We start from the raw sequence: 11,933 nt of genomic DNA on the forward strand, positions 1-11,933 counted from the left end.
CCCTCAGGCCGTCGCGAGCCCCGGCGCCGGATAGGCGGCCATGAGCTCTGCCACCTCCGTACGGATCACCGCCAGCGCCTCCTCGTCGCCGTTCGCCGCGGCCTGGACGCTGCGGTCGATCCACTCGGCGACCAGCGGCATCCGGTCCGTGCCCAGCCCGCGGGAGGTGAGGGACGGGGTGCCGATGCGGATGCCGGACGGGTCGAAGGGCTTGCGGGGGTCGAAGGGGACGGTGTTGTAGTTGACGACGATGCCGGCCCGGTCCAGCGCCTTCGCGGCGACCTTGCCCGGCACGTCCTTCGAGGTGAGGTCGATCAGCACCAGGTGGTTGTCGGTGCCGCCGGAGACCAGGTCGTAGCCGCGGGCCAGCAGCGCCTCGGCGAGCGCCTTGGCGTTGGCGACGACGGCATGGGCGTAGTCCCGGAAGGACGGGGCGGCCGCCTCGCGCAGGGCGACCGCGATGGCGGCGGTGGTGTGGTTGTGCGGACCGCCCTGCAGGCCGGGGAAGACGGCCTTGTCGACCGCCTTGGCATGGCTCGCCCGGGACATCAGCATGGCGCCGCGCGGGCCGCGCAGGGTCTTGTGGGTGGTGGTGGAGATGACGTCCGCGTGCGGCACGGGCGAGGGGTGGGCGCCGCCCGCGATCAGGCCGGCGATATGGGCGATATCGGCGACGAGGACGGCGTCGACCTCCCGGGCGATCTCACCGAACGCGGCGAAGTCGATGGTGCGCGGGACGGCGGTGCCGCCACAGAAGATGATCTTCGGGTGTTCCTTGCGGGCGAGGTCGCGCACCTCGTCGAAGTCGATGAGCGCGGTGTCGGCGCGTACGCCGTACTGGACGCCGCGGAACCAGGTGCCGGTGGCCGACACTCCCCAGCCGTGCGTGAGGTGGCCGCCCATCGGCAGCGCCATGCCCAGCACGGTGTCGCCGGGCTCGGCGAAGGCGAGGTAGGCGGCGAGGTTGGCGGGCGAGCCGGAGTACGGCTGGACGTTGGCGTGTTCCACGCCGAAGACGGCCTTGGCCCGCTCGACGGCCAGCGTCTCGACACGGTCGATGTTCTGCTGGCCTTCGTAGTAGCGACGGCCCGCGTACCCCTCGCTGTACTTGTTCTGCAGGACGGTGCCGGTGGCTTCCAGGACGGCGGCGGAGACGTAGTTCTCGCTGGGGATCAGTCGCAGCGTGTCGGCCTGGAGCTGCTCCTCGGCGCCGACCAGCGCGGCCAGTTCGGGGTCGGCGGCGCTCAGCGCGGGATGCGGAAGGGACTGCGGAGTGAGGGGCTGCGGAGTGAGGGGCTGTGACAGGGGGGCGTGCGACATGGCGTCCTCCGGGGCGGTCGATCGGTGATCCGGTCGTGGTCCCGGGGTGCCCAGGCGGGGCGACACCTCGTGATGGTGGCCGCACACCGCTTCATCGAGGTTGTTTCCCCGTACGCCAGTCGCGGTGCGCACCCAGAGTCTAAGACACTCCCGGGCCCTGTCCGGCGGATCTTCGCAGGCCCGTCGGTCCTGGTCGGCGCAACAATGGAAGGGGGCGCGGCAGGCCCGCGCCCCGCACGGCCTACCGAACGGAGTCACCGGTGACGTCCACGGAACGCAGCATCGCCGCCGCCGAGGCCCACAGCGCGCACAACTACCATCCGCTGCCCGTCGTCGTGGCCAGCGCCGAGGGCGCCTGGGTGACGGATGTGGCGGGCCGGCGCTACCTGGACATGCTCGCCGGGTACTCCGCGCTGAACTTCGGGCACGGCAACCGCCGGCTGCTCGACGCGGCCAAGGCCCAGCTGGAACGGGTCACACTCACCTCGCGCGCCTTCCATCACGACCGGTTCGGCGACTTCTGTACGCAGCTGGCCGCGCTGTGCGGGATGGAGCTGGTGCTCCCGATGAACACCGGCGCCGAGGCGGTCGAGACGGCGGTGAAGACGGCCCGTAAGTGGGGCTACCAGGTCAAGGGCGTCCCGGACGGCCGGGCGAAGATCATCGTTGCGGACCACAACTTCCACGGCCGGACGACCACCATCGTCTCCTTCTCCACCGACCCCGAGGCGCGCGCCGGCTTCGGCCCGTACACCCCCGGCTTCGAGATCGTCCCGTACGGCGACCTGGCCGCGATGGAGGCCGCCCTCGACGACCACACGGTCGCGGTGCTGCTGGAGCCGATCCAGGGCGAGGCGGGGGTGCTGGTCCCGCCCCCCGGCTATCTGGCGGGCGTACGGGAGCTCACCCGCAGCCGGAACGTGCTGTTCATCGCCGATGAGATCCAGTCGGGGCTGGGCCGGACGGGGCGGACCTTCGCGTGCGAGCACGAGGACGTGGTGCCTGACATGTATGTGCTGGGCAAGGCGCTGGGCGGCGGTGTGGTGCCGGTGTCGGCGGTGGTGTCCTCCCGTGAGGTGCTGGGCGTGTTCGCGCCGGGCGAGCACGGCTCGACGTTCGGCGGGAACCCGCTCGCCTGCGCGGTGGCGCTGGAAGTGCTGGCGATGCTGCGGACCGGTGAATTCCAGCAGCAGGCCATGGAGCTCGGCGAGCATCTGCACAGCGCGCTGGGGCTGCTGGTGGGCGGCGGCGCGGTGGACGCGGTGCGCGGCCGCGGCCTGTGGGCCGGCGTGGACATCAACCCGTCGCGCGGCACCGGACGGGAGATCTCCGAGCGGCTGATGGCGCGCGGGGTGCTGGCCAAGGACACCCATGGCGCCACCATCCGGCTCGCTCCGCCGCTGATGATCAGCAAGGAGGACCTGGACTGGGGCCTGGACCAGCTGCGCGGCGTGCTGGAGGGGTGAGAGGGGGCCGAAGACGGGCTTCCCTCGTGCGCCGTCCTCCTATGCGAGGAGCGAGGCCGGAGTGACGAGCCGGGCACGTTCGTGGAGTTCCCGGGCGGCGTGGTTCTTGAGGTGGGGGCGGATGAGCTTGAACATCTTCCCGATGCGCCGGTCGACCCTCCCGCTTTGCACCAGGGGATATTCGTCCAGTGCTTCATTCCATGTCGCACAAGCCGCTTCCAGGTGCCCCACCTCAAGTTGAAACTCGGCGAGGGTGGCCCTTTCCTTGACCCGGGACCGGCGGTAGATGTCGTGACACAACCTGTCCGATTCCCGCATCGCCGCAACGGCTCCGGGAAGGTCTCCCAACTCGTGGCGAACGTGGCTGATGTGGTAGTGCAGAGCTGAGGGGTCATAGGACCCAAAGGCTTTCGCTCGCGCCTCGGCCTTTTCCATGGAGATTTCGGCCTCATTGAGATGTGCCAGGGCCTTGTGACTGTCTCCTGTTTGCGCAGCGGCATGTGCCTGCTGGCCCGCAAGAAAGGCGAGCATACGAGGGCCCGCTTGCGGAGAGGCGGCGGCAGCGGCATCGGCCAGTCGCATGGCCTCCCGGCCGTGCCCCAGGTCAACTGCCTGCACACTCATTCCCCGCAGTGTCGTGCAATACGTGAGGTGGTCCTCAGAGGCTCCGGCCAGTTCCAATGCCTTCAGATAATACTTCTGCCCCAGCCCCTCCACCCCCTCATCCACAGCCATGTATCCGGTGAGATAGCACAGGTCGGAGGCTGCCGACATCATTGCCTTGCGTACCGATTCCGGCGCCTCAGCCCGCAGGTACGGAGCCACCGTATTGACGAGGAATGCCGCAGCCATGGGGCGAGCGTGACGTCCACCGAATTGGTCGTCGAGTTCCGAGATCCGTTCGGTCATGGCGGTGACCGTTTCAACTTCCGGCATGCCGATGCGCAGATTTCGCCCGACTTGAACGGCTTCCATCCGTCCCACCACATCCGGCCAATTGGGGACGGTCAGCGCAACGGAAAAGAGCCCTATACCGAGAACGCTGCGGCGTGAGGGGTCCATGTCTCCCCTACTGAGATCGATCAGCCCTTCCACCGCGCTCGGGATGGCGTGCGAGCGGCTGACAGGGGCAGGGAATCCAGCCTCGGCATGCGTGACCGGACGTCCCAGCTTCCGTGCCAGGGCCTCCACGATCAGCGGTCTGGTCTGCTCCTTCGGCAGGTGCCCCTGACACCACTGATGAGCCGACGGCTCGCGGTACTTGAGCGGGGTTCCTCGCTCGGTGCCGATGCGGTTCACGGCCTGGACGAACTGCCGCAGCGTCCAGCCGGTCTGCCGGTAGAGCCGTTCAAGGTGCCGGTTCGGTTCCCGAGTGCCCACTAGCCCTCAACTCCCCGATGTGCGCGAGCGCTTAAAGCTCTTAAAAGCCGCTTCCACCGCCACCGTACCGCTGGGCGTAGCGGACCGGTTGCCCAGAGCGAGGAAGGCCCTCCCCGCGAGACAGAGAGGACCCCCGTGACCGTGATGGAACGGCCCGGGGGCGTGGCCCTCAACGACAAGAGAGTTGACGACATGCCCAACGCTGCAGCGAGGGTCTTCGTCCGGCTGCTGCCATGGACCAGCGCGGACGGGAAACCGTGCTTCCTGGCAGGCGACGGGACCGGCTATGTCTCCCGCGTCGCCGACCGGATCGAGGAAGAGCAGCTCAGCTCGGCCGACGATCTCATCGACGAAGCCCGCCGCATGCTTGCCGGACTTGCCTGGACGCCCGGAGAACTGCACCTGCTGGCCGTTGAATTGACCGCAAGCCTTGCCGATGTGCGCCGGGTGGCCGAGAGCCGGGGCGGGCGCTTGACCGCCCTCGGCCACGACGCCCCGGACGATGCCGACGGCGAAGGGCCCCGGCTTCCGGCGGAGGCGTTCGGGTGAGGCGGGCACCTGTCCGTGCACGCCGTGGTGCAGGGCCTTGGCGGCGCGGATCTGCTCTGGGGTGTGCGGGGGCGCGACCGGGCCGGCACCGGTCAATGCTTAGAAGTTCGTGCAAGTCGCTGGCGCGCCGCGGCGGCGCAGGCACAAGCTCGGACATGTTGATCGTCACCCGAGGCGACGGAGGACACCATGGCTTTGCACCGCCTGGGCAAGGATCCCGAAAGCCCGAACACGGTTCCCCGACTGTGTACCTGGACGATGAGAGCGGAAACTACATCCTGCAAGGGTGGCGGGTCACGGACTCCGAGCGTCTGGCGCAGATGGACGTTCCCAGCCATGAGACCGTGATCGAGTTCCCGAAGCGCATGATGCAGTTCTTCCCGGAGGTGAACGGTGGCGACGGCGGAGTCGATGTTTGAGGAGCTTTTCCGGTCGGCCCAGCACTGCGCGTGGCACTTCGAGGCCAGGGACGCATACGCACTGGACGAGGCGTATCAGGAGTGGGCCGCCGGAAACCACTTCGATCCCGCCGAGCGATGGCCGTGGTGGATCGATCTTGTCTCGGCCTCGGTGGCCCGTGGCGTGGAGGTACGCCGAGCGCGGGTCGTCTCGGAACCCGTATCCGCCTACATCCGGTACGAGCACGCGCTCACCGGTGGACACAACGTCAAGGCCGGAGAGTCGGTGCGCTGGCTCCCCCGTGCGCAAGCCTCATCGTTGCTGTTGCCGGGCAACGACTGCTGGGTCTTCGACCGTTCGTCGGTGCTGTTCAACCACTTCACCGGTGACGGGGAGATGACCGGTGAAGAGCTGGTGACCGAACCCGGTGTGGTCCACGCCTGTGTATCCGCTTTTGAAGCGATCTGGGAACGGGCGACTCCCCACGAGGACTACCGGCCGGTCTGACGGTACGCACTCGGAAGACTCGCTCGTGACGTCCTCGTCCAGCATCCGGCAGGCCCGAAAGGCCCTTGGCGAGCGCCTACGCGAGATGCGCAAGGATTCCGGTCTGACAGCACGGGAGTTGGCCGCCCGGGCCGGCTGGCACGAGAGCAAGTGCAGCCGCATCGAGAACGGCCGCACCGGGCCGTCCGACGATGACCTGCGGGTGTGGGCGCTGCACTGTGGAGCGGGGGGACAGACGGCCGACCTGATCGCCACCGCACGCAATATCGATGGTGCGTATGTCGAGTGGCGGCGCATGGAACGCTCCGGACTCCGTCGTGCACAGGAATCGGTTCTCCCGCTGTGGGAAAGAACGCGGCACTTCCGCGCCTACTCGTCGTGGCTGATCCCGGGGCCCTTCCAGACGCGTGCGTACATCGAGGCACTCCTCAGGGCGATTCGTGACCGGCGGGCGCTCCCCGACGACCTGGAGGAAGCTGTCCAGGTCCGCGTGGACAAGCAGCGCATCCTGCACGAAGGGCCGCGCCGCTTCGCTGTGATCTTGGAAGAGAGCGCACTTCGCCACCGGATCGGCGGCACTGCGACCATGGCAGGCCAGCTTGCGCACCTGTTGTCTCTGGCTGCGCTGCCCCACATCAGCCTCGGGGTGATCCCACTGCACGCGGACCGTACCGCGCTGTGGCCCGTGGAGGACTTCTGGATCTTCGATGAATCCCAAGTCAGCGTTGAGCTGGTGTCTGCCTTTCTCACCGTCACACAGCCGCACGAGATCAGCATGTACGCCCACACCTTCGCGGGCCTCGCCGAATTGGCCGTCTACGGGACTCCGGCACGGACTCTGATCACAGCAGCGATCGATTCCCTGGGGTGAGCGCGCGCAAGTTGACGCAAGTTCGTTGAGGCCAACTCCTCTGCATTCGTAGCTTGTCGGCCATGAGGAACGGCCCGGCGTGTGGCCGAGCCATGTGTGTGCGGCGACAGCCGGTATCAGGCTCCCGCCCCGGCTGCGGACGCCCGATGCCGAAGGGTGGCACGGAGTCCCCTGCCGGCACCCGGCCGACATAGAGGCGGACGACGGCAAGTACGACGGCGGGCCCACTCCCCCGGAGGCGCCCCGCAACCCGAAGCCCGGTGGCGGGGACAGCGACAACAAGTAGTCGCGAATGCCGAGGGCTCTCCTCTCCACTGGCCTGCTGGCCGGTCTGGCAAGCCCCGCAGGGGCGCCCGAGCGACCCCTCGACGGATTCACACGACGGGCACCTCGACCCCCTTGAACGCGCACGGTGGCCCCTGCCGAGCCTCGCCGTCCTTGCCGGCGGCGCCAGCTGCGCCCTGTCGCACGGCAACTCATCCGCTGAATGCACCGCGCCCCTGCTCCGGTCATGTGCCGGAGCAGGGGCGCTTTTGTCTTCACCAGCGTGGGCTACTTACCGTTCCCGCCCTGCGGCGACGGTTCACGCGGAGCCTCCGGGGGCATGGGGCCGCCATCGTGTTTGCCGCCGTCCTCCTCCATCTCCACCTCGTGTCGGAAGGGCACACCGCGCCAGCCTTCGGCATCGGGCGTGCGCGTCTCGTACGTATCGACGCTCACCACGCTCATTCACCAACCTCCTCTTTCCCGAGGAGCCATGCCGCCGTACCGTCGAGGGCATGACCCATAGGCCGCAAAGGGGTTTCCTTTGCGGTTGGTCACCCGCCCCGGCTGCTCGACTGTCCAGGTTTCCGCCGCCGGGGCGGGAGTCTTCAGGCTCCTACTGCCGCCGGTCAGCTGCGGCAGGCCCACAGGACGGCCTGTTCTTCAGCCATCGTGTGTCCGTGGCCGCAGAGCATTCACTGACGTCCCTTGGCGCGACAGTTGAAGCACGGAAACGGACATGGGGGCACCTTCGATCCCTGCGGCACAAACACGGTGTTCGAGTGGCGATCCAGGGTTCCGCCGAGTGCTGCCCACCAGTCCTCGACGATCTTGATGCTCGGCCTGTCCTGCTCGGGGGTGGTCATGACGCCTCCGCGTGCCCACGGCCGTGGTCGCGGATCTCCCGGGCAGCAGTACATGCCTCAGCCTTGTCGTTTCGCTTCAACGCCGCACTCCGCTGGAGTCCCAAGGCGTCACACACTGTGCATCCGGGACTGGTCCGCCCTCCAGTAGCCAGCCGTCCAGGGGCAGTTCAACGGGCGGTTGGCTGTACCGAATGGGGGTTCGTCATGACGTCTCCGCGGGGTGAACGGCTTGTCTTCCCGACGGTATGGAGAGCGAAAGACTCAGCTCAATGAACTTCTACGTACTTGCACGCCGTCACCCGAGCGAGTCGATTGCCGAGGTAATGAGCTTCCTGGCTGCCGCCCCGTAAACAGCGATGCCTGCGAGTTCGGTGAACGTCTGGGCGTACTCGGCGATTTCACTCGGTTGCTTCACGGTGAGGCCGGCAGACACGAGCTCAAAGGAGGCCTGTGTCTCGTCGTACAGAGAGAAGGACTCGCACGGCCCCGCCGCGCAGCAGTACCGCGGCCATGACCGTGACGCCTAGCGGCGTGCCGCCCGCCGGCCGCCCGTCCGGTGTCCTTGCGACGCCGGGCCGTCCATCCGCGCCCCCGCTGCACCGACCCGCCGCCTCAGCGGATCACATGCGGCAGAAAGCGGGCGTACTCATCGGTGACCGGCCCCGCCGACTCCCGGATGCCGAGCCCCGCCGACTCGTCCTCGACGACCCAGGCACCGAGGACGACCCGATTGCCGTCGAAGTCCGGCAGCGGCGCCAACTCCTGGTAGCAGCAGGGGTCTTCGGGGCCGCGCAGGACCGGCTCGGCGCCCGGCTCGTGCAGGGTGACACCGGCGCCCTCCCTGCCGAGCAGCGGCTTGGCGACGTAACCACGGGTGTGCGCCAGCTCGCGCGGCCCGTCGAGGTAGGCGGGCAGCAGATTCGGATGCCCCGGATACAGCTCCCACAGAATCGCCAGCAGCGCCTTGTTGGAGAGCAGCATCTTCCAGGCGGGCTCGATCCAGAGAGTGGAGCCCGTACCGCCGCCGTTGTCGAGGGTGTCCAGGACGAACGGGCCGAAGTCGTCGGTGGCCAGCCATTCCCACGGGTAGAGCTTGAAGCAGGCCCGCATGAAGCGCAGCCGCTGGTCGACGAAGCGGCCCGACAGCCGGTCCCAGCCGATGTCCTCCATGGAGACGGCGACCGTCTCCAGGCCCGCCTGCTGCGCCGTCTCCTCCAGATAGGCGACGGTCATCAGATCCTCGCCCAGCTCGTCACCCGCCGAGTGCGCGAAGTGCACCGGCGCACCCGGCGGCAGCAGCGGGGCCTGCCGTTTCCAGGCCGCCACCAGCCGCTCGTGCAGCGAATTCCACTGGTCGGCGCCGGGAAAGCGTTCCTCCATCCAGAACCACTGCGGGCCGGCCGCCTCGACCAGCGAGGTCGGGGTATCGGCGTTGTACTCCAGCATCTTGGCCGGGCCGCTGCCGTCGTAGTGCAGATCGAACCGCCCGTAGAGGGAGGGAAGTTCCCCGCGCCGGCGCCAGGACTCGGCGACCAGGCGCGCCAGCCGCGGGTCCTCGATGCCGAGGTCGGCGAGGCGGTCGTGCTCGACGAGGTGCTCGGCGGCGGCCAGGCACATGCCGTGCAGTTCCTCGACGACGTCCTCCAGGGCCTCGACCTCGGGGAGGGTGAAGGAGTAGTAGGCGCTCTCGTCCCAGTACGGGCGCAGCGAGTCGTCCGGGTAGCGGGTCAGCGGGTAGATCAGGCCCTGCGCCTCGACGGTCTGCTGCCAGCCGGGGCGGGGCTCGATGGTGTGGCGTTCCATGCCGCTCCGGGTCCGCTCAGCCGCCGAAGGAGCCGTGCCGGCCGCCCGATCCGGAGCAGCCGAAGCCGCCTCGGTTGACGGCCGTGGTCTTGCTGAAGGTGCCCTGGTCGGCGTACTTGCCGCCGGCGTTGTCGGGGTCGTAGTACCACTGGCCGTCGACGGGCGTCTTGGCCGCGCCGCCGCCTCGGCCGTTCTTGCCGTATCCGCCGCTTCCGGTGCTTCCGGTGCTGCTGCTTCCGGACGACGAACTGCCGCTTGCCGAGCAGTTCTTGGAGTCGACGATGCGGTAGCCCTGGAGGGTGTCGTAGCTGTTGCGGTCCACACAGCGCTTGTCGGGCTCGGAGCCGCAGGACGTCAGTGCGGCGGCCAGGGCCCCCATCCCGCCCAGTATCACCGTGCTCGACCGCAGCCGCCGACGTGCTTTCTCTGCCATGCCTTGCCTTCCCCCGTAACCATCTTTTGGAGCGGAGCCAGCGTAGACGGCTCCCGAGGACCCCGTGCAAGGAGGTGGTGTCCTCGTCCCCGGCGCCGCTGCCCCGCACGGGAGCGGGGCAGCGGGGCACAGAAGGACGCCGGGCCGCCCTCACGGACGGCCCGGCGCCGGTGCGCTGTACGGGAGAAGGGACGGGAGAGGAGAAGGGACGGGAGGTTACAGGACGGTCTGGGTGTCGGTGTCGCTGGAGCCGGTGAAGTTGGTGTCACCGGCGTAGACCGCCGTGATGGTGTAAAGGCCGGTGGTCAGCGGGGTGCTGACCGCGGCGACACCGGAGCCGTCGAGCGTGCCGGTGAGGTTGATGGTGGTCACGCCGTCGGTGACGGTGAAGGCGACCGTCCCGGTCGGGACGCCGCTGCCCGGCGCCACCGCCGAGACGAACGCGAGGATCGCGACCGTGTCACCGGAGTTGGACGGGTCGGGGAACGAAGTGGCCGTGATGGTCGTGGATGCCTGGCTGACGGTCTGGGTGTCCGTGCCGCTGGAGCCGGTGAAGTTGACGTCACCGCTGTAGGTCGCGGTGACGTTGTGGACACCGGCGTCGAGTGTGCTGGTGGTGACGGTGGCGACGCCGCCGGAGACCGTGCCGGTCAGCGTGCCGCCCCCACCACCGGCGATGACGAAGACGACCGAGCCGGTCACCGTGCCGGCGCCGGGCGAGACCGGCGCGACCGTGGCGGTGAAGGTCACCGTCTGCCCGAAGACCGACGGGTCGGGCGAGGAAGTGACCGTGGTGGTCGTCGATGCCTGAGCGACGGTCTGGGTGTCGGTGCCGCTGGAAGCCGCGAAGTTGGTGTCACCGCTGTACGTCGCGGTGACGGGGAAAGTACCCGCGTTCAGCGCGCTGGTCGTGACGCTGGTCGTCCCTCCGGAGAGAGTGCCGGTCAGCGTCGGACCGCCGGTGATGACGAAGGTGACCGTGCCCGTGGGCGTACCCGCACCCGGTGCGACCGGCGCCACGGTGGCCGTAAAGGTCACCGACTCACCAACCACCGACGGGTCCGGCGACGACGAGACCGTGGTGGTCGTCGACGCCTGGCCGACCGTCTGGGTGTCCGTGCCGCTGGAGCCGGTGAAGTTGGCGTCACCGCTGTACGTGGCCGTGACCGTGTACGCGCCCGCGGTCACCAGGCCGCTGGTGGTCACGCTGGTGGTGCCGCCGCTGAGGGTGCCGGTCAGCGTCACCGTGGTGACCCCGTCGGTGACCACGAACACCACCGTGCCGGTCGGCGTACCCGCACCCGGCGCAACCGGCGCCACGGTGGCCGTAAAGGTCACCGACTCACCAACCACCGACGGGTCCGGCGACGACGAGACCGTGGTGGTCGTCGACGCCTGGCCGACCGTCTGGGTGTCCGTACCGGCCGAGCCGTTGAAGTTGCCGTCACCGCTGTAGGTCGCCGTGACGGAGTACGCGCCCGCGGTCACCAGGCCGCTGGTGCTGACGCTGGTGGTGCCGCCGCTGAGGGTGCCGGTCAGCGTCACCGTGGTGACCCCGTCGGTGACCACGAACACCACCGTGCCGGTCGGCGTACCCGCACCCGGCGCAACCGGCGCCACGGTGGCCGTAAAGGTCACCGACTCACCGACCACCGACGGATCCGGCGACGACGAGACCGTGGTGGTCGTCGACGCCTGAGTGACCGTCTGGGTGTCGGTGCCGCTGGAGGAGGTGAAGTTGGCGTCACCGCTGTACGTCGCCGTGACCGTGTAAACGCCCGCCGTCACCAGGCCATTGGTACTGACGCTGGTCGTGCCGCCGCTGAGCGTGCCGGTCAGCGTCACCGTGGTGACCCCGTCCGTCGCCACGAACACCACCGTGCCCGACGGCGTCCCCGCACCCGGCGCGACCGGCGCCACGGTGGCCGTAAAGGTCACCGGCTGACCGACCACGGACGGGTCCGGCGAGGACGTGACCGTGGTGGTCGTCGACGCCTGAGTGACCGTCTGGGTGTCGGTGCCGCTGGAGGAGGTGAAGTTGGCGTCACCGCTGTACGTCGCCGTGACCGAGTACA

The 11,933-nt window shown here is 68.8% G+C and carries 12 protein-coding genes and 1 pseudogene; 6 read left to right on the forward strand and 7 right to left on the reverse strand.

The features are described from left to right. Positions 1-3: 3 nt before the first annotated feature. The gene (gene glyA / locus ACF088_RS04345) at positions 4-1,320 is read right to left on the reverse strand and encodes a serine hydroxymethyltransferase (protein WP_392373835.1); all 1,317 of its coding nucleotides are present in this window, start codon (positions 1,318-1,320) and stop codon (positions 4-6) included. A 260-nt stretch (positions 1,321-1,580) separates the two neighbouring features. On the opposite strand from glyA, the gene rocD reads away from it, so the two are divergent. Then, positions 1,581-2,786 carry an ornithine--oxo-acid transaminase gene (gene rocD / locus ACF088_RS04350; protein WP_392373836.1) on the forward strand — a complete coding sequence of 402 codons (1,206 nt, stop codon included), beginning with the start codon at positions 1,581-1,583 and terminating at the stop codon, positions 2,784-2,786. A gap of 39 nt (positions 2,787-2,825) precedes the next feature. Here the strand turns inward: rocD and ACF088_RS04355 are convergent, their stop codons facing one another. Then, the gene (locus ACF088_RS04355) at positions 2,826-4,166 is read right to left on the reverse strand and encodes a tetratricopeptide repeat protein (RefSeq protein ID WP_392373837.1); all 1,341 of its coding nucleotides are present in this window, start codon (positions 4,164-4,166) and stop codon (positions 2,826-2,828) included. A gap of 192 nt (positions 4,167-4,358) precedes the next feature. Here ACF088_RS04355 and ACF088_RS04360 point away from each other — a divergent pair, with 192 nt between their 5' ends. The 5 genes and pseudogenes from ACF088_RS04360 to ACF088_RS04380 all read left to right on the forward strand — a co-directional run bounded on the left by ACF088_RS04360 (position 4,359) and on the right by ACF088_RS04380 (position 6,778). Then, entirely contained in the window at positions 4,359-4,715 is a 357-nt protein-coding gene (locus ACF088_RS04360) for a hypothetical protein (RefSeq protein WP_392373838.1), read from the forward strand. Positions 4,716-4,904: 189 nt separating this feature from the next. Further along, positions 4,905-5,134, forward strand: a pseudogene (locus ACF088_RS04365) (hypothetical protein). After that, positions 5,127-5,621 (forward strand): DUF6879 family protein, encoded by a 495-nt coding sequence (locus ACF088_RS04370; RefSeq protein WP_392373839.1) that lies wholly within the window; start codon positions 5,127-5,129, stop codon positions 5,619-5,621. Before ACF088_RS04365 ends, ACF088_RS04370 begins: the two are co-directional and overlap by 8 nt. A gap of 25 nt (positions 5,622-5,646) precedes the next feature. Next, positions 5,647-6,492 (forward strand): helix-turn-helix domain-containing protein, encoded by an 846-nt coding sequence (locus ACF088_RS04375; protein WP_392373840.1) that lies wholly within the window; start codon positions 5,647-5,649, stop codon positions 6,490-6,492. 79 nt (positions 6,493-6,571) lie between these two features. After that, a complete protein-coding gene (locus tag ACF088_RS04380; protein WP_392373841.1) occupies positions 6,572-6,778 on the forward strand; it encodes a hypothetical protein in 207 nt (68 codons plus the stop codon). Positions 6,779-7,044: 266 nt separating this feature from the next. Here the strand turns inward: ACF088_RS04380 and ACF088_RS04385 are convergent, their stop codons facing one another. From ACF088_RS04385 to ACF088_RS04405, 5 genes are all read right to left on the reverse strand, one after another. Continuing rightward, entirely contained in the window at positions 7,045-7,221 is a 177-nt protein-coding gene (locus ACF088_RS04385; protein WP_392373842.1) for a hypothetical protein, read from the reverse strand. Positions 7,222-7,451: 230 nt separating this feature from the next. After that, a complete protein-coding gene (locus tag ACF088_RS04390) occupies positions 7,452-7,622 on the reverse strand; it encodes a hypothetical protein (protein WP_392373843.1) in 171 nt (56 codons plus the stop codon). A 612-nt stretch (positions 7,623-8,234) separates the two neighbouring features. After that, entirely contained in the window at positions 8,235-9,425 is a 1,191-nt protein-coding gene (locus tag ACF088_RS04395; RefSeq protein WP_392373844.1) for a glutathionylspermidine synthase family protein, read from the reverse strand. Positions 9,426-9,441: 16 nt separating this feature from the next. Then, positions 9,442-9,858 (reverse strand): hypothetical protein, encoded by a 417-nt coding sequence (locus ACF088_RS04400; RefSeq protein WP_392373845.1) that lies wholly within the window; start codon positions 9,856-9,858, stop codon positions 9,442-9,444. Positions 9,859-10,074: 216 nt separating this feature from the next. Continuing rightward, a partial coding sequence (locus ACF088_RS04405; protein ID WP_392373846.1) for a beta strand repeat-containing protein occupies positions 10,075-11,933 on the reverse strand: 1,859 nt, incomplete at its 5' end.

The organism is Streptomyces sp. NPDC015125 (genome assembly GCF_043080045.1).
Classification (GTDB): Bacteria; Actinomycetota; Actinomycetes; order Streptomycetales; family Streptomycetaceae; genus Streptomyces.

What these genes read in the sequence shown, in the direction of transcription:
- glyA (WP_392373835.1), bottom strand. Translation starts at nt 1,320, where the DNA reads ATGTCGCACGCCCCCCTGTCACAGCCCCTCACTCCGCAGCCCCTCACT.
- ACF088_RS04360 (WP_392373838.1), top strand. Translation starts at nt 4,359, where the DNA reads ATGCCCAACGCTGCAGCGAGGGTCTTCGTCCGGCTGCTGCCATGGACC.
- ACF088_RS04370 (WP_392373839.1), top strand. Translation starts at nt 5,127, where the DNA reads ATGTTTGAGGAGCTTTTCCGGTCGGCCCAGCACTGCGCGTGGCACTTC.
- ACF088_RS04385 (WP_392373842.1), bottom strand. Translation starts at nt 7,221, where the DNA reads ATGAGCGTGGTGAGCGTCGATACGTACGAGACGCGCACGCCCGATGCC.
- ACF088_RS04390 (WP_392373843.1), bottom strand. Translation starts at nt 7,622, where the DNA reads ATGACCACCCCCGAGCAGGACAGGCCGAGCATCAAGATCGTCGAGGAC.
- ACF088_RS04395 (WP_392373844.1), bottom strand. Translation starts at nt 9,425, where the DNA reads ATGGAACGCCACACCATCGAGCCCCGCCCCGGCTGGCAGCAGACCGTC.
- ACF088_RS04400 (WP_392373845.1), bottom strand. Translation starts at nt 9,858, where the DNA reads ATGGCAGAGAAAGCACGTCGGCGGCTGCGGTCGAGCACGGTGATACTG.